22 protein-coding genes and 1 pseudogene are annotated in these 22825 nt (G+C 74.6%); 2 read left to right on the top strand and 21 right to left on the bottom strand.

Annotated features, from left to right (window positions below):
• From ABGB17_RS36145 to ABGB17_RS36130, 4 genes and pseudogenes are all read right to left on the bottom strand, one after another.
• Positions 1-219: pseudogene (locus ABGB17_RS36145) on the bottom strand (hypothetical protein); the annotation flags it as partial.
• Between the two features lie 61 nt (positions 220-280).
• A complete protein-coding gene (locus tag ABGB17_RS36140) occupies positions 281-1267 on the bottom strand; it encodes a LacI family DNA-binding transcriptional regulator (protein WP_347638368.1) in 987 nt (328 codons plus the stop codon).
• A 339-nt stretch (positions 1268-1606) separates the two neighbouring features.
• On the bottom strand, positions 1607-3115 hold the full coding sequence (locus ABGB17_RS36135; RefSeq protein WP_347638366.1) for an alpha-N-arabinofuranosidase: 1509 nt from the start codon (positions 3113-3115) through the stop codon (positions 1607-1609).
• A 275-nt stretch (positions 3116-3390) separates the two neighbouring features.
• A complete protein-coding gene (locus ABGB17_RS36130; protein ID WP_347638364.1) occupies positions 3391-3834 on the bottom strand; it encodes a cold shock domain-containing protein in 444 nt (147 codons plus the stop codon).
• A 582-nt stretch (positions 3835-4416) separates the two neighbouring features.
• Between ABGB17_RS36130 and ABGB17_RS36125 the strand changes: the two genes are divergently transcribed.
• On the top strand, positions 4417-6000 hold the full coding sequence (locus ABGB17_RS36125) for a DUF4389 domain-containing protein (RefSeq protein WP_347638362.1): 1584 nt from the start codon (positions 4417-4419) through the stop codon (positions 5998-6000).
• Positions 6001-6023: 23 nt separating this feature from the next.
• On the opposite strand, the gene ccrA is transcribed toward ABGB17_RS36125, so the two are convergent.
• The 16 genes from ccrA to ABGB17_RS36045 form a co-directional block, all read right to left on the bottom strand.
• Complete coding sequence (gene ccrA / locus ABGB17_RS36120; protein WP_347638360.1) at positions 6024-7349, bottom strand: crotonyl-CoA carboxylase/reductase; 1326 nt, start codon at positions 7347-7349, stop codon at positions 6024-6026.
• A complete protein-coding gene (locus tag ABGB17_RS36115) occupies positions 7346-7936 on the bottom strand; it encodes a GNAT family protein (protein ID WP_347638358.1) in 591 nt (196 codons plus the stop codon). The genes ccrA and ABGB17_RS36115 overlap by 4 nt, the downstream gene beginning before the upstream one ends.
• 34 nt (positions 7937-7970) lie before the next feature.
• Positions 7971-8813: a hypothetical protein gene (locus tag ABGB17_RS36110; RefSeq protein ID WP_347638356.1), complete on the bottom strand. Its 843-nt coding sequence runs from the start codon at positions 8811-8813 to the stop codon at positions 7971-7973.
• A gap of 5 nt (positions 8814-8818) precedes the next feature.
• Positions 8819-9697, bottom strand: a complete 879-nt coding sequence (locus tag ABGB17_RS36105; RefSeq protein ID WP_347638354.1) for a nucleoside-diphosphate kinase — start codon at positions 9695-9697, stop codon at positions 8819-8821.
• Between the two features lie 11 nt (positions 9698-9708).
• Entirely contained in the window at positions 9709-11106 is a 1398-nt protein-coding gene (locus tag ABGB17_RS36100) for an MFS transporter (RefSeq protein ID WP_347638352.1), read from the bottom strand.
• Complete coding sequence (locus tag ABGB17_RS36095) at positions 11103-11513, bottom strand: amidohydrolase family protein (RefSeq protein ID WP_347638350.1); 411 nt, start codon at positions 11511-11513, stop codon at positions 11103-11105. Before ABGB17_RS36095 ends, ABGB17_RS36100 begins: the two co-directional genes overlap by 4 nt.
• A complete protein-coding gene (locus tag ABGB17_RS36090; RefSeq protein WP_347638348.1) occupies positions 11498-12175 on the bottom strand; it encodes a hypothetical protein in 678 nt (225 codons plus the stop codon). The genes ABGB17_RS36095 and ABGB17_RS36090 overlap by 16 nt, the downstream gene beginning before the upstream one ends.
• Positions 12172-12903, bottom strand: coding sequence for a YqcI/YcgG family protein (locus ABGB17_RS36085; RefSeq protein WP_347638346.1), 732 nt, complete (start codon positions 12901-12903; stop codon positions 12172-12174). The genes ABGB17_RS36090 and ABGB17_RS36085 overlap by 4 nt, the downstream gene beginning before the upstream one ends.
• Positions 12893-13576, bottom strand: coding sequence for a class I SAM-dependent methyltransferase (locus ABGB17_RS36080; protein ID WP_347638344.1), 684 nt, complete (start codon positions 13574-13576; stop codon positions 12893-12895). Before ABGB17_RS36080 ends, ABGB17_RS36085 begins: the two co-directional genes overlap by 11 nt.
• 1 nt (position 13577) lies before the next feature.
• The gene (locus ABGB17_RS36075) at positions 13578-14654 is read right to left on the bottom strand and encodes an alpha-hydroxy acid oxidase (RefSeq protein WP_347638342.1); all 1077 of its coding nucleotides are present in this window, start codon (positions 14652-14654) and stop codon (positions 13578-13580) included.
• A 116-nt stretch (positions 14655-14770) separates the two neighbouring features.
• Positions 14771-16024 carry a hypothetical protein gene (locus ABGB17_RS36070; RefSeq protein ID WP_347638340.1) on the bottom strand — a complete coding sequence of 418 codons (1254 nt, stop codon included), beginning with the start codon at positions 16022-16024 and terminating at the stop codon, positions 14771-14773.
• The gene (locus ABGB17_RS36065) at positions 16021-16878 is read right to left on the bottom strand and encodes an isocitrate lyase/phosphoenolpyruvate mutase family protein (protein ID WP_347638338.1); all 858 of its coding nucleotides are present in this window, start codon (positions 16876-16878) and stop codon (positions 16021-16023) included. Before ABGB17_RS36065 ends, ABGB17_RS36070 begins: the two co-directional genes overlap by 4 nt.
• A 10-nt stretch (positions 16879-16888) precedes the next feature.
• Positions 16889-17728, bottom strand: coding sequence for a thiamine pyrophosphate-dependent enzyme (locus ABGB17_RS36060; protein WP_347638336.1), 840 nt, complete (start codon positions 17726-17728; stop codon positions 16889-16891).
• Positions 17718-18233, bottom strand: coding sequence for a hypothetical protein (locus ABGB17_RS36055; RefSeq protein ID WP_347638334.1), 516 nt, complete (start codon positions 18231-18233; stop codon positions 17718-17720). The genes ABGB17_RS36060 and ABGB17_RS36055 overlap by 11 nt, the downstream gene beginning before the upstream one ends.
• Positions 18230-19819, bottom strand: coding sequence for a hypothetical protein (locus ABGB17_RS36050; protein ID WP_347638332.1), 1590 nt, complete (start codon positions 19817-19819; stop codon positions 18230-18232). The genes ABGB17_RS36055 and ABGB17_RS36050 overlap by 4 nt, the downstream gene beginning before the upstream one ends.
• A gap of 2 nt (positions 19820-19821) precedes the next feature.
• Positions 19822-20841, bottom strand: a complete 1020-nt coding sequence (locus tag ABGB17_RS36045; protein ID WP_347638330.1) for a GNAT family N-acetyltransferase — start codon at positions 20839-20841, stop codon at positions 19822-19824.
• Positions 20842-20980: 139 nt separating this feature from the next.
• Between ABGB17_RS36045 and ABGB17_RS36040 the strand changes: the two genes are divergently transcribed.
• A complete protein-coding gene (locus ABGB17_RS36040) occupies positions 20981-22069 on the top strand; it encodes a hypothetical protein (RefSeq protein WP_347638328.1) in 1089 nt (362 codons plus the stop codon).
• A 108-nt stretch (positions 22070-22177) separates the two neighbouring features.
• Here ABGB17_RS36040 and ABGB17_RS36035 read toward each other — a convergent pair whose 3' ends face one another.
• A complete protein-coding gene (locus ABGB17_RS36035) occupies positions 22178-22798 on the bottom strand; it encodes a TetR family transcriptional regulator (protein ID WP_347638326.1) in 621 nt (206 codons plus the stop codon).
• Positions 22799-22825 lie beyond the last annotated feature (27 nt).

Genomic DNA, 22825 nt, shown 5'->3' with positions numbered 1-22825 from the left:
CGCCTTCGCCGACTCCTGCACCGACTTGGTGTTCGCGGTACGCCACCCGCTCTCCGCACCCACCTGGGAGAACCCCATCGTGATCGTGCCGTCACCGGACGCCGCACCACCGGCGCTCGCACCGGTGTCACCACCACCGCCGCCGCCGCCACCGCAGCCGGCCGCCGCCGCGACCGTCACCGCGGCTAACAGCAGCGCGGAGATCCTCTTCATCCTCATGGTCGGTCCTTTCGTTGGAACGGGGCCCGCGACGCCCCGGAATCGTCTTGTCGGGGGGGTTTCACGTCACGGCCGAGGTGCTCGCCCTCGGCACGAACTCGGGAGGGACGACGAGGCGCTCGCGGGGGAAGGACCCGGAGCCCTCGATGCGTCTGAGCAGGACCTCGATACTGCTGCGGCCCACCGCCCCGAAGTCCTGGCGGACGGTGGTGAGGGGCGGGGAGAAGTACGCCGACTCGGGGATGTCGTCGAAGCCGACCACGCTGACCTGCTCGGGCACCCGCACCCCCTCCTCGCTGAACGCCCGCAGCACGCCGAGCGCCATCTGGTCGTTGGACACGAAGACGGCCGTGAGCCCCGGCTCCCGCGCCAGCACCCGCCCGGCCAGGTAGCCCGAGCGCGGGCTCCAGTCGCCGGGCAGCGGCTCGGGCACCGGACGGCCCGCGGCCTCCAGGGCGGTGCGCCAGCCCTCGGCGCGGCCTTCGGCCTCCAGCCAGTCCGACGGCCCGCCGACGTGCCACACGGTGTGGTGGCCGAGGCCGAGCAGGTGCTCCGTGGCGAGCCGCGCGCCTTCCACCTGGTCGACGCACACCACCGGCACCTCACCCTCGTGGCCGCCCTCCACCGCCACGGCGGGCAGGTCGCGCGGCAGGTCGGCGAGCGCGCTGGCGGCCGAGCGCTGCGGCGCGACCACCACCACGCCGTCCACGCTCTGCCCGGCCAGGTAGTCGAGTGCGTCGCGCACCCCGGCCTGGTCGATGGTGCGCAGCGACACGATGCTGACGAAGTAGCCCGCCGCCCTGGCGGCCTGCTCGATGCCGTAGACGGTGCTCGCCGGGCCGTACAGGGCGGTGTCGAAGCTGACGACGCCGAGGGTGCGCGAGTGGCGGGTGACCAGCGCGCGGGCGAGCAGGTTGCGGCGGTAGCCGAGCCGGTCGATGGCCGCCAGCACCCGGGCGCGGGTCTCGGCGCGCACGTTGGGGTGATCGTTGAGGACCCGCGAGACGGTCTGGTGCGACACGCCTGCGGCTCTGGCGACATCGGCCATCACCGGTGGGTGACGTGCCGGCGGGTTTACCAACGCGCTGCTCCTCTCCTGGCCTGTGCATGACTGTGAACGCTAACAATGGCGAGCGTCAAGTGTCCGTCTATTACGGTCAGGTCACGCTGAAACACCCGGTCAATCCGGCGTTGATCCTGGCGACACAAGTTGTTAGCGTCACATGCGCCACTCCGGTGTGCTCCGGTCGCCCACCGGCGGGCCCGGCGTGCGCGACGCCGCGGAGGATCTGGCGCCGGAGCAGCACGAAGAGCACCGGCGGCGGGCCCGCGAGGACGGCCGACGCCATGATCTGCGCCTCCCGCCGACGCGGGCCCGCGGGTCGGCTCAGGGCCGGGCGAGACGTACCACGTTCCACGAGACGGGCGGAAGCGTGATCTCCAGCGTCCCGCCGGCCAGGCGCGCGTCGGGGTTGGGCCTCGGCACCACCGTCCCGGGGGCGTCCGCGGTGTTGCGGGCGTACGGGTCGGGGCCGGACAGGGTGGTGGCCTCGGTGAGGCGCGTCTCGCCGAGGCCGCCCAGGTGCACGGTCAGGGTGAGCGGGTGTTCGGTGGAGCGGTTCACCGCGAACAGGGCGGTGGCGCCGCTCTCCTCGTCGTGGGTGGCGACGGCGTCGAGGGTGGGGACCTCGCCGAACCGCTCGGTGGTGTACGACGGCGAGACCGGCTCGATGCGCAGCACGTGGCCGGCGGCGTGCCGGGAGGCCTGGGCGAAGGGGTGGAAGGTGGTCTGGCGCCAGGCCCGGCCGCCGGGCTCGGTCATGATGGGCGCGATCACGTTGACGAGCTGGGCCAGGCAGGCCGAGGTGACCCGGTCGCTGTGCCGCAGCAGCGAGATGAGCAGGCCGCCGAAGGTCACGGCGTCGGCCAGGTTGTAGTGGTCCTCCAGCAGGGGCGGGGCCTCCGGCCAGTCCCGCGGGGGCTCGGCGTTCTGGAAGCGGGACATGTACCAGACGTTCCACTCGTCGAACGAGATGTTGATCTTCTTCTTGCTCTTCAGGCGGGCGCCCACGGCGTCGGCGGTGGCCACCACCGCGTCGATGAAGTGGTCCATGTCGACGGCGGAGGCCAGGAAGGAGCCGAGGTCGCCGTCGTGCTCCTCGTAGTAGGCGTGGCAGGAGATGAAGTCGACCAGGTCGTAGGTCTCCTCCAGCACCGCGGACTCCCAGGAGCCGAAGGTCTCCATGCCGGAGCCGGAGCTGCCGCAGGCCACCAGCTCCAGGTCCGGCACGATCATGCGCATGGCGCGGGCGGTCTCGGCGGCGAGGCGGCCGTACTCGTGCGCGGTCTTGTGGCCGATCTGCCAGGGGCCGTCCATCTCGTTGCCGAGGCACCACATCTTGATGCCGTGCGGCTCCTTGGCGCCGTTGGCGACGCGCAGGTCGGAAAGCCGGGTGCCGGACTCGACGGAGCAGTACTCCAGCAGGTCGAGAGCCTCGGCGATGCCGCGGGTGCCGAGGTTGACCGCGAGCATCGGCTCCACGCCGGCCTCGCGGGTCCAGGCGACGAACTCGTCCAGGCCGAAGTGGTTGGTCTCGGTGCTGTGCCAGGCGAGGTCCAGCCTGCGGGGACGCTGCTCGCGGGGGCCGATGCCGTCCTCCCACCGGTACCCGGACACGAAGTTGCCGCCGGGGTAGCGGGCGGTGGTGACGCCGAGCTCCCTGACCAGGTCCAGCACGTCCCGCCGGAAGCCGTGCTCCCCCGCGGTGGGGTGGCCGGGCTCGTAGACGCCGGTGTAGACACAGCGCCCGAGGTGCTCGATGAAGGTTCCGAAGGTGCGCCGCCTGACGGGGGCCACCCGGAACGCCGGGTCCAGGGTGAGGTGTGCGGTCAGCACTATGGTCTCCTCGGATACGACGCGTGGTGGGAGGGGTCGCCGGGGTGAGGGGGATGGTCGCCGTTGACGCGAACACTTCGCATTTCTCACACTTGCTTGAAGCGAGTGTTAACGCTCTCAGCGATTCCGGTCAACCCCCTCCCCCGCGCTTGCCCGCCGTTCTCGCAGGTCGGCGCCGGTAAAGACGAAAAGGCCGCGGGCCGGCGACCAAGCCGGGCCCGCGGCCCTGTCATGACCGAAATTCCGCCCCGCGTCCGAAACCCGGGGCGGGCGGATCAGCCCTCGGTCCAGCCGTGACCGTGGGCGAGCTCGACCACCACGGTGCGGACACGCAGGATCTGGTCGGCCGTCATGGAGGGCACCGCGGCCAGGATGGCCTCGGTCACCTCCTGGGACAGCTCCCGCACCGACAGGACGTCGCAGAAGCCCGGGTCGCCCGCGGGCCGGTCGGCCTCACGGGGCATCGCCGGGACCGGGGACACCGGCGGGACTTGCGGCACGGAACCGCCGCCGGGGCGCTCCAGCAGGCGGACCCGGGACGCCTTGGGCCCCTTGCCGCCGTTCTCCAGCATGAATTCGACCCGGGAGTCGACCGTGATGAGACGCTTGTCGCCGTTCAGATCGTTGACGTGCATGAAAACGTCCTCGCCGCCCGTGTCGGGGGCGATGAACCCGTAACCGCGGAATTCGTCGAAGCTTATTACTCTACCAGTTACCATGACCACACCTAACGGAACCACGTTCCCATCGCAGGGAACCCCAACCAGGTAGGACGCGCCGGCACCGACCGGCCGCGCCGTCTTTTTCCAGCGATCGTCTTCGCCATCCGCACCACCAGGACCCACCGCCGCAGGACGTCTCCCCGCACTCCGGCCACGACCGGCCGGAAACGACTGTGCCCCGGCTCATGGCGCGCATTCACGAACATTCAGATCAATATCTCACAGCGCTATTGGAAGCCTCCGTCCCAAGCATAGAGCCCCCGGTCCGCCGTACCGCGTCCCGCACCACACGAGGGCATGACCACGCGCCCCCGAGCGCCGCACCCGCCGACCTCCGGCACGCCCCCGTCACACCCCCTCCAGGATACGCGCGCCACCGCCCTCGCGACCCCGCTCACCCCCACATCACCGCAGCCAGGCGCCCCGCGCCTCCCGGGTGCCGTAACGGCTACCGTCCAACGCCACGCGGGGGAGGACGTTCGCCTCTGATCGGGCGCGGTGGGCGGTGGTGGACTCCGAGAAGCGGCTCTGGTTCCGAGGCGCAGGAGGTGTCTGCATATGTCCGCCTACCCCCTGAGAGTGACTGCCGATCTGGACACACCACTCAGCCGATGGCTCTGGCTGGTCAAATGGGTGCTGGCCATCCCGCACTACGTGGTGCTGTTCTTCCTGTGGACCGCGTACGCCGTGCTGACGGTGGTGGCGTTCTTCGCCATCCTGTTCACCGGCCGCTATCCCCGCGCGATCTTCGACTTCAACGTCGGCGTGCTCCGGTGGCACTGGCGGGTCGCCTGCTACTCCTACGCCGTGCTCGGCACCGACCGGTACCCGCCCTTCAGCCTGGAGCCGGATCCCGGCTATCCGGCCGACCTGACGATGGAGTACCCGGCGCGGCTGTCCCGCGGGCTGGTCCTGGTGAAGTGGTGGCTGCTGGCGCTGCCCCACTACCTGGTGGTCGCCCTGCTCGCGGGAGGCGGCTACGCGGCCTGGCGGAGCGCGGGCGGCCCGAGCCCGGACGACCCGGGAGCGGCGCAGTACAACGGCGGCCTGATCGGGCTGCTCGTGTTGTGCGCGGCCGTGGCGCTGCTGTTCTCCGGCCGTTACCCCCGGGGCCTGTTCGACCTGCTGCTCGGCCTGAACCGCTGGGTGCTGCGCGTCACCGCGTACGCGACCCTCATGACCGACGTCTACCCCCCGTTCCGCCTCGACCTCGGCGGTGCCGAGACCCCGGCCCCGCCCGTCCCGCCGGCTCCTCCGGCCGGCACGGACGCCCCGCCTCCAGCCGACGCGCCTCTCCCTCCAGACCTGCGGACCCCCGCCCCGGCGCCGGGCGCGCAGACCCCCTTCCCCTCCCCGGGTACGCAGGCCGCTCCCCCCGTATCGCCGCCACGCGAAAGCGCCACGGTCCCCGCGGCCCCGGCGTCCGCGTCGCGCACCTGGCGGGCCGGGCCGATCCTGGCGGTCGTCGTGGGGGCCGTGCTGGTCGCCGCGGCGCTCGCCGCGGGTGCCGGGAGCGGGCTGGTGACGCTCGCCGACCACGGCAGGGACAACGCAGGGTTCGTGCGGGCCTCCACGGTAGGGGTCGACACCACCGCGTACGGCGTGACCACGGAAGAGGTCCGGGTCCACGGGGCCGGGCGCGGGATGATGCGCGCGGCCCTCGGCGAGGTGCGGGTCGCCGTGGACGGCGGGTCCGCGGCGGTCTTCGCCGGGATCGCCCGCCGCGCCGACGTGGAGTCCTATCTCGGCGCGGTCGCCCACGACCGGGTGACCGGTCTGTCCCACGACCGCTACGGGCAGGGCGCCGTGCGGTACGCCCGCGTGCCCGGCGGCGCCCCGGCGGCGGCGCCAGGCACGCAGGAGTTCTGGGCGGCCGCGGCCACCGGCACCGGGGCGCGGTCGTTCACCTGGGAGGCCCAGGACGGCGATTGGGTGCTCGTCGTGATGAACGCGGACGCCTCCCCCGGCGTGTCCGCCGACGTCACCCTCGCCGCCACCATGCCCTGGACCCGGTGGACGCCGGCCGTGCTGATCGCCGGCGCGGCGATCCTGTTCGCGATCGGCGCGGGCCTGATCGGGCTGGGCGTCGCGCTCGCCACCCCGCGCGGTCCCGGCGCGGGGTCCCGCGACCGGGACGCCGGCCGTCCGCCCGCGTACACCTGACCGCCCGGCCCCCGCGGAGCCCCTCAGGGGGCGTCGCGGAACAGGCGCAGGCGGGACTCGCCGACGCGTTCGCGTAGGGCGTGGTCCTCGATGCCGAGGCCCTCGCGGGGGGCCAGGCACAGGATGCCGGCCTTGCCGACGTGGTGGTTGAGCTGGACGGCACGGGCGGCCTTGGCGACCTCGGGGAGGGGGTGGACGGTGGAGAGGGTGGGGACGATCATGCCGAGGGAGAGCAGACGGGTGGCCTCCCAGGTCTCCTGGTAGTTGGCGGCGTGGCTGCCGATGACGCGTTTGAGGGACATCCACAGGTAGCGGTTGTCGTACTCGTGCAGGTAGCCACCGCTGGAGCCGCAGGTGACGACCACGCCGCCGCGGCGGGCGACGTAGACCGAGGCGGCGAACGTGGGGCGGCCGATGTGCTCGAACACGATGTGGGGATCCTCGCCGGCGAGGCGGCGGATCTCCCGGCCGAGGGCGCGCCACCGGGCGGGGGTGCCGGGGTCGTCCCCGGCGGCGGGGCCGAGCACGGAGCGGTCGACGACGTGCTCGCAGCCGAGGCGGGTGACCAGTTCCGCCTTGCGGGGGGAGCCGACGACGGCGACCGGCACGCCGCCGCCGTTGCGGACCAGTTGCACCGCGTACCCGCCGAGGCCGCCGGCGGCGCCCCAGATGAGCACCACGTCGCCCTGTTTCATCGCGGCGCCGCGCGGGCCCACCAGCATGCGGTACGCGGTGCCGAGGCACAGCGTGTTGCAGGCGGCCTCCTCCCAGGTCAGGTGGCGGGGTTTCGGCAGGAGCTGGGTGGCGCGCACGATGGCGAAGTGGGCGAGACCGCCGAAGTTGGTCTCGAAACCCCAGGCCCGCTGCCCGGCGGCCATCATGCCGTCGGCGTGCACGGCCGGGTCGGACTCGTCGACGTGCACCGGGGACACCACCACCCGGTCCCCCGGCGCCCATCGCGTCACCCCGGGGCCGGCGCGCACCACCACCCCGGCGGCGTCGGAGCCGATGACGTGGTACGGCAGGTCGTGCCGCGCCCCGGAGGGCCCGGTGCGGGCGAACCCCTCGAGGAACCGGAACGTCGGCACCGGTTCGAACATGGCCGACCAGATGGTGTTGTAGTTGACCGCGCTCGCCATGACCGCGACCAGCACCTCACCGGGCGACGGCTCGGGCAGCGGCACCTCGCCGACGTGGATGGACCGGGTGACGTCCTTGTCCCGCGCCCCCGCGAACATGCCGGCGTCGGACCTGCGCAGGTACGCGGCGAGCGTACGGCCGGGCGGGTCGACGGCGGCCAGTTCCTCGCCGGACGCCCCGGCGAGCACCGCCTCGGCGAGGGCGCTCATGCCGTGCCTTCCACTTCCACTGTGGGGTGCCCCGTCCCGTGCAGCGCCGCCCAGTCGGCGCGGGTGAGGCCGTACATGGCCATGTCGCGGTGTTCCCCGTCCCGGTACACCGCGCCGCGCAGGACGCCTTCGAAGCGCCAGCCCACCTTTTCCACCGAGCGGCGGGAGGCGGTGTTGCCGCAGTCGGTGTAGCCGTCGACCCGGTTGGCGTCGGTGTTGGCGAACAGCCAGCCGACCAGGAGTCTCATGGCCTCGGTGCCGTAGCCCTGGCCGCGGGCGGCGGGGACCATCTCGCGGCCGATGCGCCAGGCGCGGGAGCGGGTGTCGCTCTTCTGGCCGTAGTAGACGGGTTTCCAGACGATGTCGCCGACGGGGCGCTCGTCGGCGCGGCGCACGATGAGCAGGATGCCGCCGTCGGCGGAGACCAGCGGGCCGCTCTCCAGGCGCTCGGCGACGGTGCGGGGGCGCTTCACGCCCGCGTTCCACCGGCTGCGGGCCCGCGGCAGCGACCACTCGTCGATGGCGGGCTGGTCCTCCACCCGGGGGAGCCGCAGCCGTACGAGGTCGCCGACCGGCCAGTCCTCCATGCCTAGTCCTCCTTCGCGTAGCGGATGCGGGATGTCAGCCGAGGGCGGCGAGGCTGTGCCTGGCCTCGTCCCAGAGGGGGTCGCCGCGTTCGGCGCGCAGCCGGGCGGCGGTGGCGAGCCGGTCGAGCGCGGCCTCGGCGACCTCCAGCCGCAGCAGGTCGTCGGCGCTGGACATCATCAGCGCCAGGTCCGACGACCGCACCGGGATGTCCAGGTGGGCGCGCTCCAGCACGGCGAGGCCGGGGGCGATCTTCTTGACGGACGCGGCGACCCGGCCGTACATGCTGAGCGTCGCGATGCCGAGGCACGAGGTCACGCCGTTCATCAGGGACAGGAACCCGAGGCGGTCCCCCGCCCCGGCGAGCATGCGGGCCCGCTTCAGGTGCCCGGCCGCGGAGATGTGGTACAGCGCGAACACCGCGGTGGGCAGCCGGTCCAGCCGCAGCCCGGCGCGCAGCCCGGCGACGTAGTCGTGCCCGTCGACGGGGGTGCCGGTGCGGATGCGGTGCAGCAGCACCACCTCCAGCGGCTGCAGCGCGGGTGCCCGGGTGGCCGACAGCGGCGCCTCCAGTGGGGCGGCGGTGCGGCGCACGGCCTCGGCGGACACGGTGGTGACGTTCACCTCCTCCTCGCCGGCCCAGCCGATCCAGCTCTCGCCGAACGTGTTGCGCATGCTGACCGCCCCGGCGTGGCCGATGGCGCGCGGCACGTCGGCGTCCCGGTCGAACAGGCCGAGGAAGTCGGTGTCGGAACCGGGGTAGTCCTCCTCGGTGCGCGAGCCGACCAGCAGCACGGCCCGCGCGCCCTCCAGGCCGAACTGGGCGCGCAGCTCGGGCAGTGACATGACCTCGAAGTGCGGCACGGCGGGCGACGCCATGGCGATCACCCCTTCGACGGGAAGTAGGCCGACGTGAGCAGGACGAGCTCCTCCCACGGGTCGCGGGGCAGCCCGAGCCCGGCGAGCGCGGCGAGGTAGCGGCGTTCCGGCAGGGACGTCAGCCCGGGCCGCCAGTCGGCGCGCAGCAGGTCGTGCGCGGGGTGGGCGGTGCCGCCGCGCAGGCCGTCCGCCACCCGGGCGCCGAGACCCGGCTCGGCCAGGGTGCCCCGGGTCATGGCCTCGCGGGCGACGGCGCGGCCCCCCTCGGACAGGTCGTGCCACGCGGCGCCCGCCACCCGGGCCCGGTGGCCCGCCAGCACCTCGGGGAAGCCGCGGGTCTCGGCGGGGCCGGACGCCAGCAGGCCGCACACGGCGTGCGCGGCGGCGGCGTCGGTGCCCGCGGCGGCGGTGCCGCGGGGCGGCGCGTCCGGCGTGACGTCCACGGAGAACAGCAGCCCGGCCTCGCGCACCGACACCTCGGGCTGGTCGGCGGCGTGCATGAACGCGAGCATGGAGTTGACGCCGCCGAGGTCGCGGCGGATGGTGCCGGCGGCGGCCCGGTTGGGGTCGGTGGCGCCCTTGAGCAGTTTGAGCCGCCGGTGGGCGTCCTCCTCGCCGCCGGAGACGTCCTCCATGACGAGCCCGATGACCGGGCCGGACAGGAACAGCCGGTCCAGCAGCCGGTAGTAGTAGGCGTCCCACACCGACTTGATCTGCTCGCTGTACAGCTCGTCGAGCCGCTCGGGCGCCACGGTCAGCAGCTCGAAGTAGGCCACCTGGAAGCCGGCCTCCTCGATGCGGCGCAGCACCTCGGTGTGCCGGTGGGTGGCGATCGCGTCCGGCATGATGAGCGTGAAGACGGATCTGTCCCACGCGTGTGCCATCGTTGCTCCCTTCACGCCTGGTCCCGCCCGGGGGCGGGCTCGGGTTCTGGCCGCCGGTCCGCGGCGGGTCCGGGGTCGTTGCGCAGGGTCAGCGTGCGCACGCTGGGGGCCCGCATGACGAGCAGGGCGAGCACGGCGACCGCGGCGCCGGTCCACAGGGCGGCGCCGCGCGGGCCGAGCGCGGCGGCCAGCGGGCCGGACAGCAGGGTGCCGAGCGGCATCAGGCCGTGGAAGGACAGGAAGACGACGCTGCCGACGCGGCCGAGCAGGGGGCCCGGCACCTGCTGCTGCAGCAGGCTCGGGTAGGTCGAGTTGAAGAAGTGCAGCCCGAGGCCGTACGCCACGGCCATCAGGTACGCGAACGGGCTCTGGCCGATCACGCCGACCATCGCCAGGGCCAGCGCCATCAGCACCAGCATGCTCATCATCGTGGGCCCGGCCCGGGTGACGGTGAGCCGGGTGAGGATCAGCGCGCCGACGAGCGCGCCTGCGCCCTGCAGGCTGTAGTACAGGCCGAGGTACTGGGCCTGGCCGGTGCCCTCGGGGGCCAGGATCAGCGGCACGGCGACGTCCAGGTTGCCGGTGAACACGGCGTTGGCGACGGCGCCGGTGAGGCTGACGACCAGCAGCCAGCGCAGCCCGCTGACGTACCGCAGGCCCTCGGTGGCGTCGGCGAGCACGTTCCTGCGGGCCGCGCGCTCGCCGTCCCCGGCGGGGCGGTGGCGGATCATGGCGATGAGCGCGGCGGACAGCAGGAACGTGAGGGCGTCGAAGGCGAACGTCGTGCCGGGGCCGTACCAGCCGAGCAGGAAGCCGCCGAGGGTGGGGCCGAGGATGACGCCGATCTGGCGGCTGATCGAGTTGGCGGAGTTGGCCTGGACCAGCTTGTCCTTCTTCACGATCTCGGTGAGGAAGGCGAACGACGTGGGGTTGAAGAAGCCGTCGCCGATGCCGATCAGCAGCGCGAGCGCGATGACCACGGTCACGCTCTGGGACGTCACCACGGCCGCGGTCATGGCGGCCAGGGCGGCGAAGCGGAACAGGTCGGCCCCGACGAGGACGTGCTTGCGGGACCGCACCCGGTCCCCCGTGACCCCGCCGACCAGGTAGAAGACCAGGGGCGGCACCAGCAGGGCCGTGGTCGCGAGGGCCAGCGTGGCGGGTGAGCCGCTGACGGTGATGATGTAGGTGATGAACGCGACCCGGAAGGTGTAGTCGCCGACCAGCGACAGGGTGACGGCCAGCCAGTACAGGCGGAACTCACGATCGGCGAGCGGCCCGAGCCGGGCGGCGGGGCCACGGCGGCGCGGGGGCGCGCCGGTCGCGTTCCCAGGGGTGCCGGGGCCGGCCTCCTCCCCGGAGCCGGCCGGGTTCCCGGGGCCGTCCGGGGGTGGCTCGGGCGCGTTCACGTGGTCACCCGGCCCGGCGCCTGGGCCAGGCGGGGGACGAATCTGCGGGTGTTGGCGCGCAGCGTGTCCCGCGGGCACAGGTCGCCGAACTCGGCGAGCCACTCGTCCGCGCGCACGGTGTCCCAGTGCGGGTAGTCCGAGCCGAAGACGACGTTGCCGGTGCCGAGTTCCCGTACCGCCCACGCGGCGTACCGCTCCCCCGGGTCCGGCGCGACCGCGACGTGCTCGGCGAACAGGGCGCTCGGCGTGGCGCGGCCGGGGCCGAGGCGGCGGACGTGGCCGTCCAGGCGCTCCAGGTACGGCGGGATCCAGCCGACGCCGGACTCCAGCATCACCACCCGCAGGCCCTCCGGCAGGCCGTCGCCGCGGGTCAGCAGGTCGGCGAGGGCGATCATCTGCTCGCCCATGTGGCCGAGTGCGTGGGTGAGGGTGTAGTCGGCGTAGGCGTCGGTCGCGTTCCCAGGGGTGACCACTGGTGGCAGCCGGTGCCGCCGTGCACGAACAGCGCGAGGCCGTGCGCCGCGAGGTCCTCGAGCACGGGCGTGAACGCCGGGTCGCCGATGCGGGCCCGCGCGGTGCGCGCGGTGGGCCGGACCGTCGCGCCGACCAGGTACGGGTCGTCGCGGTGGCGGCGCACCTCGGCCAGGCTCCACTCCGGGTCCTCGGCGGACAGCAGGACCGTCCAGCGCAGGTCCAGATCGGACTTGGCGCACGCCTCGGCGGCCAGCTCGTCGTAGCGTGCGGCGAGCCGGGTCCGTCCCGCCGGGCCGGGCACGGCCTGGAAGGACAGGCCGACGAAGCCCGGCTGCAGCACGGCGGTGGCGATGCCGTTCTCGGCCATGAACGGCGCCCGGTCGGCGTCGTGGCCCGGCCCGATGAGGTGCCCGAGGCCGCTCGGGTTGCCCTGGCCGGTGCCGGCGGGCTTGGGGAACAGCAGGTCGCCGATGCGCAGCAGCCGCCGGTCCTCGTGGGTGACGACCCGCGGCGCGTCCGGGGCGTCGCCCGCCCACAGCTCCGGTTCGTGGTCGCTGAAGTGCGTGTCGCAGTCGAGCAGGTCCGGCGTCGTCATGACGGTTCTCCCGTGGTGTCGGTGCGATGACCCGGGAACGGGCACCCGTCCTCGGGCAGGAGCGACTGGTCGTCGGGCAGGAAGTACTGGCGCCACTTGTGGGTGGAGGAGCCGCCGGCGTCCCCGAGGTGCGGGTGCGGCGGCACGGTGTCGTAGGTCCGCATCCGGTCGCGGATGAGCCGCTTGGCGCCCTGCCCCGCCGCGTTGGTCCCGCTCAGCCCGGTGAACACCCGCCGTGTCTGGAACACCATCGTCAGGCACGGCGCCCAGCGGCTGGCCCGCCGGTCGTACCCCGGGCTCATCGCGAACACGAACCACGGCTCCCCGCCGAAGCACCACTGCCAGCGGGGATGGCCCGGGTCGTCCGGCACGTCCCCCGGCCAGGGCGCGCGGTCCAGCGGGGCGAGGCCGGCGAGCAGGTCCCAGAACCGCGTCCGGTCCTCGTCCAGCGTGGACGGCAGCGGCGGGCCGTCGAGGACGACGAGGGACTGGTGGACCGGGCCGGTGCGGGCACGGACCTGGAAGTCCTCCAGGGCGGCGGCCAGGGCGGGGACGGCGCCGGGGTCGCGGCGGTCCAGGGCGGCGTAGGTGTTGTGGCGGTCGCGGTGGGCGCGGACGCCGAAGTGGCAGGGGTAGGCGTCGTCCGACAGGCGGTGCTCGAACGCGGCGACCGCGCCGGGGAGCCAGTCCCGCGAGGTCACGGCGCCGGGCGGCGCGTCATGTGTCATGGCGAGGAGTCTCGAACAGCAGGTGCCAGTGGTAGGAGCCGGGGGCCTCGTGCTCGCGGTCGGCCAGCTCCAGCAGGCGCATCCCCCGGTGGGTGCGCAGGATGTCGTGCTCGTCGCTGAACAGGTGGGGGTGCTGCTTGTCCTCGGGGCCGTCCTCCTGGACGTAGGTGTTGGGGCTGATCTCGGTGCCCCTGCCGTACTGGGCGTTGCGTTTGGAGATCATGGTGGCCTGGTAGAGGCCGCCGGGGCGCAGCACCCGTCCGACCTCGGCGAGCACGCGGGCGAGCACGTCCTCGTCGCCGTGGTAGACGACGTTCCAGGCCAGCACGTAGTCGAACGAGGCGTCCGCGAAGGGCAGGCGGGTGAAGTCGCCAGCGTGGTACGTGGCCGGCAGGCCCTCGTCCTCGGCGCGGCGGCGCGCCGCGGCGACGGCGTGCTCGCTGCGGTCCAGCCCGGCGGCGGTCCACCCGGCCCTGGCGAACGCCTCGGCGTGCCGCCCGGGGCCGCAGCCGAGGTCGAGGACGTGCCGGGCGCCGCGCTCCCGCAGCCGTCCCGCGGTCTCGACCACCCACGGCTCGGGCACCAGCCACCCGGCCGCGCCCTTCCCGGTGCGCCACCGTGCGTCCCAGTACCGGTACGCGGTCGCGGTGCCGTCCCCGTCGGTGCCGTTCATCTCATGTCTCCTTCCAGGTGGTGACCGGGACGCCGCGCAGCGCGGCCGCCGACGGGGCGCCGAGCACGCCCAGCAGGTGGGTGAGATCGGTGGTCAGCTCGGTGAGGCCGGCCCGGACGCCGTCCGGGCCGCCGGTGGCCAGCGCCCAGAGCACGGGCCGCCCGACGAGCACCGCGCGGGCGCCGAGCGCGAGCGCGACGGCGATGTGGGACGCCCGGCGGATCCCGGAGTCGAAGAACACCGGCACCCCGGCCGGCTCGCAGGCCTCCACCACCGGCGCGAGCGCGTCGACGGCCGCCACCGACCGGTCGAACTGCCGCCCGCCGTGGTTGGACACCACGACGCCGCGCACCCCGGCGTCCAGCGCCGGCGCGACGTCGGCCGCGCACAGCACTCCCTTGACCAGCACCGGCAGCGTGGTGCCCGCCACCACCCTGGCCACGTCGTCCCAGGTGCGGCCGGGGTCGGGGAACAGCTCGCCGATGAGCCGCTCGGCCGACGCGCCGTCCCCCCGCGCGGCCAGCAGCGCGGCGAACCGGGGATCGGCGCACAGGGCCGGCGGCGCCACCCGGAACCGGTCGAACCGGTTGCCGATGTCCCGGGTGCGCCGCCCCACCACCGGCACGTCCAGCGTGAGCACCAGCGCGCCGTACCCGGCCGCGGCGGCCCGCTCGACGACACTGGCGGTGACCCCCGGGTCCCGCAGCAGGTAGATCTGCTGCCACCGCACGCCCGGCCCGGCCGCCTCCGCGACGCTCTCGGGCGTCTCGGAGGAGAACATGGAGAGGCAGTGCCCGAGCCCGAGCTCCGCCGCCGCCCAGGCCGTGGCCCGCTCCGCGTCCGGGTGGCACAGCCGCTGCAGCCCCATCGGCGCCACCAGCAGCGGCGCCGCCAGCCGACCGCCCGGCACCACCGTCGCGAGCGGATCGGGGGACGGCGGCCCGCCGAGCATCCGCGGCGTCAGCACCCGGGCGTCCAGCGCCGCCACGTTCCGCGCGACCGTGGCCTCGTCGCCCGCCCCGCCCGCGCAGTAGTCGTACGGCCCCGCCCCCATGACCTCCAGCGCCTCGGCCGTCACGGCGCACCGCCGTTCCAGGCGGCGGCGATCGCGGCGACGGCGCGGCGGGCCGGCCCGGTGAGGCCGAGCAGGAGGCACTCGGTGGGGATCAGGTGACAGCCGCGCAGGAGTTTGGCCTACTCGGCGCCGAGGCCGTAGGAGATCCGGCGGACGCCGCGGCCGGGGGCGTACTCGATGGGGGTGTAGAAGACGGCCTCGAAGTACGCGGTGCGGCTGCGGGGGTCGTCGTAGTCGGTGCCGCTGCAGATCTCGTGCCAGGTGTCGCCGTCCTTGGCCTGGAGGGTGAAGCAGACAGGGGCGTCCGGCTCGCCGACGATCACGACGGTCGCGCGGTCGCCCATCGCGGCGAGCAGGCGGGACAGGCGAGCGTGCTCGGCGGCGGGGTCGGCGGGCAGGCCGTAACGGGCCCGCTGGCGGACGCGCAGGGCGACGACGCGCTCAAGCAGGCAGGCGTCCACGTGCTCGACCAGGCGCCCGCGCAAGCCGGAGGCGTGCAGCCGCCGGCGTTCGGCGGCCACCCGCCTGCGGCGGTGGGCGGGAAGCGCGGCCAGGTACGCCGGGAAGCCGCCGGGCGGCACGTCCACGTAGGAATCGCTGGTCAGCGGGATCGCCGTGAACCCCGCCGCGCGGGCCACGCCCGCGAGCACGCCGCCCGCCTCGGTGTACGGCAGCGCGACGGCCCGCGTCCCCGCGTCCGCCGCCCACGCCACGACGGCGTCGAGCAGCGCGCCCACCACGGCCGGGTCGTCCCGCCGCGCCCCCACGGGGAACGTCGCGTAACCGGGGTAGCTGAGGAACAGGTTGGGGAACAACTCCCCCGCCACGGCCGCCGCCTCACCCGGCACGGCTCCCGGCGGCGCGAACGGCGCCGCCGCGTCGGCCAGCAGCAGGCGCAGGTTGCCGAAGGTGTAGGCGTCTGGGTCCCCCACCACGACCCCGGCGAGCCCGGCCGTCACCTCGCGCCCTCCCGGCCCGCCCCTGACGTCCTGCCCCCCGGGCCCGGCCGTCACCTCGCGCCCTCCCGGCCCGCCCCTGACGTCCTGCCCCCCGGGCCCGGCCGTCACCTCGTGCCTGCCCGGCCCGCCCCTGAGGTCCCGCTCCCCGGGTCCGGCCGCGACCTCGTCCGCGCCGTGCCCGGCCCTGACCTCGTGGCCATCGAGACCGGTCCTGGCCCGCCTTCCGGTCAGCCACAACCACACCGGCCGTCCTTCCAGCCGGCCGGCCGTGGCCCGGTGCCACGACTCCTCCGCGAGGAGTGACACGCCGGCCGCGTCCCGCCACTCATGGGGGTACGCCCAGGCGGCCCGCAGCTCGGGGGCGGCCGGGGCGCGGACGGCGCCCGCGGGGTCCGGGCCGGTGGCCGGGGTCATGAGGGGTTCTCCGCGTCGGGGGACCGCTGCAGGGCGAAGATGTCGGACACCGGCACGATGTCCTGGTCGACGGCGTCGGCGCGGCCGTGGCGGCGCAGGTCGCGCAGGGTGCGGGACACGCCGCCGACCAGGGCGCGCAGGCCCTGGTTGGCGTAGATGACGACGCGGACGCCGGCCTCGTGGAGGGTGTCCTCCGAGACGTGGCCGTAGGTGGTGGGGACGACGACCAGCGGTGCCGGCTCGTCCCACAACGCGGCGGCCTTGAGCACACGTTCGGGGCCGGGGTCCTTGCTGTGGACGAGCACGGCGTCGGCGCCGGCGCGGGCGTAGGCGCGGCCGCGGTGCAGGGCCTCGTCGACGTCGAAGCCCGCGATGAGGGCCTCGGTGCGGGCGATGAGCACCAGGTCGCCGTCCTCCCTGGCCCGGACGGCGGCCCGGATCTTCGCGACGAAACGATCGGTGGAGATCAGCTCGTGCTCGGCGTCGGACAGGCTGTTGGCCTTGGGGAACGTCTTGTCCTCGAAGCACACGGCGGCGATGCCGCGCCGCCGGTAGCTGCGCACCATGTGGGCCACGTTGAGCGGCCCGCCGAATCCGGTGTCGCAGTCCGCGATGACCGGGATGTCCACCACCGCCTCCATCGCCTCCGCCGCGGCGAGGTACTGCGTCATCGTGACCAGGCTGGCGTCCGGCAGCCCGTAGCTGGCGGACACCTCGAAGCTGGACGCCCACACCGCGTCGAAACCGGCCTGCTCGACCAGTCGCGCGGTCAGCCCGTTGTGCGCCCCGGCGGCGCGCACCAGCCCCGGCCCGTCCAGGAGGCGGCGTAACGCGGCGGCCTTCGATCCCGGCATGATCCTCCGCTCATCGTGTCGTCGTGTCGTCGGTGCCCGCCGCCGCCTTGAAGCGGCGGGCGATGTCCCTGGGGTGGGCGGCCACACGCGGGTGCCGCGCCCCGGTGGCGAGCCGGGTGCGCACCAGCACGAACGACGGCCCGGGGGCGCGCAGCCCGCCGTCCAGCACGTCCCTCAGCTCCCCTGGCCCGCCCGGGCGGCCGGCGGTGGCGTACCCGGCGGCGAGGGCCATGGCGGGCAGGTCCACCCGGGCCGCGAGGGTCGGCTGGCCGCCGGTGGTCTCGTACACCCCGTTGTCCAGCACCACGTGGACGAACGGCGTACCGGCCGCGAACGCGGTCACCGGGAGGCCGCTCAGCCCCATCAGCGCGTTGCCGTCCCCCTCGACGGCCACCACGGGCCGTCCGGTGCGGGCGGCGAACCCGGCGGCCAGCACCGGCGCGAGCCCCATGCTGCCGAACATCGAGAAGTTCAGCGGGTGGTCCCCCACCGCCGCGACGGCCCGCGCCACGTCCCCGTTCCCGGTGAACACCGCCGCACCCGCGGCCCGCGCGGCCTGAAGCACCACGGCCAGCACCTCGTCCCGCCCGGCGGTCTCCCCCCGCCAGGCGCCCACGGGGACCGCGACCGGCACCTCGCCGTGCGTCTTCCCCCGCCGGGTGCCCACCGGAGACGCGACCGGCACCTCGCCGTGCGTCTCCCCCAGCCGGGCGACCACGGGGGACGCGGCCGGCACCTCGCCGTGCGTCTCCCCCGGCCACATGCCCGCGGGGGTCGGCGCCGGGGGCTCGTCCCGTCCGGTGACGCGGGGTTCGTCCGGGGGTGCCGTGGTCCGCTCGTCATGCCGCATGGGGTGCCTCCCCGGCGAGGTGGGCGGGGATGCCGAGCAGGGCCGCGGGGCGGTTGCGGGCGCGGGCCAGGGTGGTCGTCTCGGCGAGGGCGGCCGCGAAGGTGCCGGTGCCCATCACGTGGCGGACCACCGGGACGCGCAGGGCGTCCAGGACCTCGGCGAGCACCTCGCCGAGCACGTTGTGGTGCGGGACGTCCCCGCCGCGGTGGCCGTGCCAGGCGATGTACATCGGCAGGGGGACCTCGTACACCTGGGCCAGGCTGGTGAGGGCGTCGCCGGCGTTGCCGAGGCCCATGCTCTTCATGAACACCAGCGGGGACGCGCCGCCGAGCCACGCCCCGACGGCCAGCGCGACCGCGTTGTCCTCCCGGGTGGCGGGCAGGTACATCGCGCCCCGGTGACCGGCGTCCAGCTCGGCGGTGAGCGGGGCGAGCGCGGAGTCCGGCACGCCGGTGACGAAGGTGACGCCGCACGCCAGCAGAGCGGGCACGTGCTCGCCGCTCATCGGCCCACCTCCGCGGCGGGGACCTCGCCCGGGGCCTCCAGGCTGTACCGGAAGGACAGGCCGGACACCTCGCGCAGCACCGGCCGGACGTCCTCGGTGAAGGCCAGCACCCACGCGTCCAGAGGCCGCAGGTCGCAGCCGCGCCAGGCCTTGGCGTCCAGGTGGCTGATGCCGTAGTCCACCAGGTCGCCGGGGCGGTACATCCCCAGGCGGATGGGGGCGTAGTAGGCGCTCTCGAAGTGCGCCAGCCCGAGGCCCGGACGGGGGTCGGTGGCGCCGAGCGCCGCGTACACGGTGCCGCGGTGCCGCACCAGCAACAGGCACGAGACGTCGCGGCCCTGGTGGGAGGTCAGCACCAGCCGCAGCGACTCGGGCGGGAACCCGGCCAGCACACCCGCCGTGCGCGCCCGCTCCGCCGCCACGTCCGGCACCCGCCCGAACTTCGTCAGGTGCGCGCACCGCAGCCGGGTGACGGCCTCCAGGCCCTCCCGCGGGTCGGCCTCGCGGGACGTGAGACCCATGTCCGCGATCTGACGCAGCTCCCGCCGCACCTTGCGCCCGCGGCCGGGGCGCAGCGCGGCGGTGTACCCGTCGAGGTCCGCCCACCGCACCCGCAGCACCCCCCGGGACGTCAGCGCGATCGGGACGAACCCGTGCCCGGCGAGCACCCGCCGCACCGCCACGGCGTCCCGCGGCACGTAGAGGAACGCGCAGGCCGCCGCCCCGAGGTCGCGGGCCAGCGCGGTCAGCCCGGACACCGCCGCGTCCAGCAGCCCCAGGTCGCGCGGGGAGATCCCCGCGTCCAGCAGCCCCGGATCGTGCGGGGAGATACCGGCGTCCAGCGACCCGAGATCCTGCGGGGAGTTCCCCGCGTCCAGCAGCCCGGGATCGTGGGGGGACACCCCCGCGTCCGGCAGCCGGGGGTCGTGCGGCCCGGACACCGCCGCGTCCAGCGGCCCCAGGTCGTGCGGGGACACGGCCGCGTCCGGCAGCCCGGGGTGGTGCGGCCCGGTCACCGCGTGTTCGTAGCCGGGGAGCACCGCCCGCAGGCTCGGCATCAGCGCGGCCTCCAGGCCCGGCCGGCGTGCCAGCGCCGCCCGCAGCGGCGCTTCTCCCTCCGGCGCCCAGGGGAAGACGAGCGGCCACCGCACCGTGGTGCGCACGAGGTCGTACGCCTCGCCCGACTCGTCCCCTTTGTCGAGGAAGGCCAGCACGCTGATGGAACGCCCAGTAGCGCCGAGGCCGCCGTCAGGGCGACCAGGACCGCCGCCGGTGACACCCGGACCGCCACCGGAGCCATCCAGGACACCGCCAGTGACATCCGGACCACCACCGGAGCCATCCAGGACACCGCCAGTGACACCCGGACCACCACCAGAACCACCCAGGACGCGGTCACCGGCACCCTGGCCGCCGTCACGCGGGGCGTCGTCGTGCGTGGACGGCGTGGTGGTCGCCTGGACGGTGTACGCGCGGCCGCCGGGGCGGGTGATGTTGGCGCGGAGCCAGCCGGGGGTGGCGTACAACCGGGTGGCGCCGGACGGCCACAGGTGCTCGGCGAAGCCGGTTTCGGCCTGTGTGCGCACGGTCACACCTCCCAGACGAAGGCCAGCAGGTCCCGGCGGGACAGGCGGTGGCGGGACTTGAAGTCGTCGTTGCGGCGGCCGCACTCCAGGCGCCGCACCCCGAGCTCGAAGGCCAGGCGCAGCTCGTGGTGGAACAGCACGTAGTTGGGGCTCCAGTTGAGCTCCGGCGGGTAGACCGCGCCGCCCGCCCAGGTGTGCAGCACGTCGCCGTCCCGGAAGCACACCGACGCGGCGAGGGTGCGCTCGCCGAGGCGCACGCGCAGCACCGTGAGGTCGTCGCCGAGCGCGGTGAGGAACGCGCGCACCGCGTCCTCGGCGTAGTAGTTGGTGCCGTGCTTGGCGCCGGTGGCCGCGCACAGCGCCACGACGTCGTCCACGTCCTGGGCGGGACCGTCGCTCAGCTCGGCCCGCGCCCCGGCGGCCTCGGCCCGCCGGGCGGCGGAGCGCAGCGTGCGGCGGGTGGCGCGGGACATGCCGGCGAGGAAGCCGTCCAGGCCGCCGTACGCCGGCGGGTCCAGGTACCAGCGGGCGGCGGACGGCACCGGCCGCGCCCCCGGCAGGCCGGCGAGCAGCGCGGCGAGCGGCCCGTCGGCGGGCACGTTGAGCAGGCACCAGATCCGCGCCCCGAGGCGCGACGCCTCGGCAAGCGCGGCCTCCTGCAGCCCGCGCAGCACCGCGGGGTCGGGCGGCGCCAGCATCGCCGTGGTGTCGTAGCAGTGCGGGAAGTGGCTGATCAGCGCGTCGGCGAGCGCGCCGCCCGCCGGGGCGGGCACGCCGAGGACGGAGAAGATCTCCCGCCCGTCGAGCAGGTAGACCGGCAGCGCCCCCACAGGCGTCCCGCCGGGGTCGCGGGCCAGCAGGTACGCGGCGGCGCGCTGGCCGCCGAGCCGCGCGTGCTCGTACGCGCTCAGCACCCGGTGCCGGTAGAAGACCGGCGCGCCCGACCGGTCCACCAGCGCGTCCCATTCGGCGGCGTTCACCTGACGGGCGGCGCGCAACACGTCCAGGGTGCCCGTGGTCAAAATCCGGCTCCTTTCCGTGTACGGCGGGCTGCGATTAACGCCGCCGTGCGGGAGCTAGTGACTCCAACAAGATCCAGCAGCCATCATCTGTTTACAAGACATGCCTGCCGCGCAGAAACAAGTGTGGTGATCAAGACATATGGCCGACTCGACCGGCATCGAGGAAATCCTGACGAGAAAGCTGGGCGAGCTACGGCCACATTTGAACGAACGGCAATGGCGGCTGTTGCTGGCCGCCGAAGCGCGTGCCCTCGGCCACGGCGGGATCGCGCTGATCGCGCGGGTGACGGGGGCGTCGCCGGACATGGTGCGGCGCGGCGTGCGCCAGCTCGCGTCCCGCCCGGTGACCGTGCCGGCCGAGCGGGTGCGCCGCCGCGGCGGGGGACGCAAGCGGGCCGAGGAGGTGGATCCGGCGATGGCGGCGGCGCTGGACGCGCTGGTGGACCCGCCGCGTGTTTCTGCGCGGCGCCCGCTGCGGTGGACGACGCAATCGACGGCGCGGCTCGCCACGGCGCTCGGCGCCCGCGGCCACGTGGTGAGCCCGCGGACGGTGGCGCGGATGCTGAAGGACACCGGGTACCGCCTGCAGTACGACGCCAGCGCGGGGCTGAGGGCCCGGGACAGGGACGCGCAGTTCGGGTACGCCGCGGCCGAGGCGGGGCGGTGGAGCGCGGGCCAGCCGGTGGTGGGGCTGGACATCGAGCGTCGGCAACTGTGCCCGCGGGACGGCGAGGCGGACACCCCGGGCGCGCGGTGGCGCAGGACCGAGTGGGACGACGACACCGCGGTGTTCGCGGTGGCCACGCTGCGCCTGTGGTGGGAGCGTGCGGGGCGGCACGCCAACCCCTCGGCCAGCCGCATGCTCGTCGGCATCGGCGCGACCGCGTCGGCGAGGGCCGAGGGCCGGCTCGGCGTGTGGGAGCGCCACCTCGCGGCGTTCGCCGCGCAGGCGTCGCTGGCGGTCACGGTGTGCCACCTGCCGGACGGCACACGCAAGTGGACCGGGGTACGGCAGCGGACGTTCGCCACGCTCTACATGGACTGGCACGGCGGGCCGCCGATCGCCCACCACGTCACCGTCGTGCCCGTCGCGGACACGGCCGTGGAATTCGACCCGCGGGCCGTCGTGGACCCTCCGCAGGAGCACGCTTCGCTTCGCCTCGTGCGCCATATGTTTCACGGCGAGTGGAACTACACGATTGACCACCGGCATTACTGGCGGTCATAGATAAACGATCGCCCCATATTCATCGCTCCCCGGAACCGCATTGTTCCGATGCGTCACGGCACCCCGTTCAGACGCGTTCAAGGTGTGCCATCGGGGATTCATTCCGGGTCACACGGGAAGGCCGGCGGAAAGAAGGGTGAGCGCCTCGTCGACGAGGTCGGCCAGCGTGGTCGCGCCGCCGGACTCGGCCCAGGTGAGCATCGCGGGGAGCAGGGCGCCGAGCACGGCCCCGGCGAAGACCCGCACGGCGGGGGCGCGGGGGTCGGCCCCGGCGCGCTCGGCGACCGCGTCCCCGAGCTGGTCCATCATGGACAGCAGGTTCTCCAGCGTGCGGGCGCGGGCCGCGGGCACGGTCATGGCGAGCCGCACGCGGAACAGGGCCGACTCCAGGTCGGCGTCACCGGCCTCCTCGGTGACGGCGCGGAACGCGGCGCGCAGCGCGTCGAGCGGCGGCAGGTGCGGCGGCTGCGCGCGGAACACCTCGGCCAGCAGGGGGTCGTACTCGTCCCGCAGCAGCAGGTCCTCTTTGGTGGGGAAGTACCGGAAGAACGTGCTGGGTGAGACCTCGGCGGCCTCGGCGATGCGCTCCACGGTGGTGGCCTCGTAGCCGTGCTCGGCGAACAGGCGCAGCGCGTGGTCCTGGATCGCCCGGCGGGTCCTGGCCTTCTTGCGCTCGCGCAGGCCCGCCACGGCCGGGCCGGGGGCGCCGGCGGGCGAGGGTGAGATCATCACGACCGACTATACCCCCGGGCCGGG

The sequence above is a fragment of the Sphaerisporangium sp. B11E5 genome (assembly GCF_039871875.1).
Classification (GTDB): domain Bacteria; phylum Actinomycetota; class Actinomycetes; order Streptosporangiales; family Streptosporangiaceae; genus Sphaerisporangium.
The sequence above is the reverse complement of the archived record's forward strand: the minus strand, read 5'-3'. Positions and strand labels throughout refer to the sequence as shown.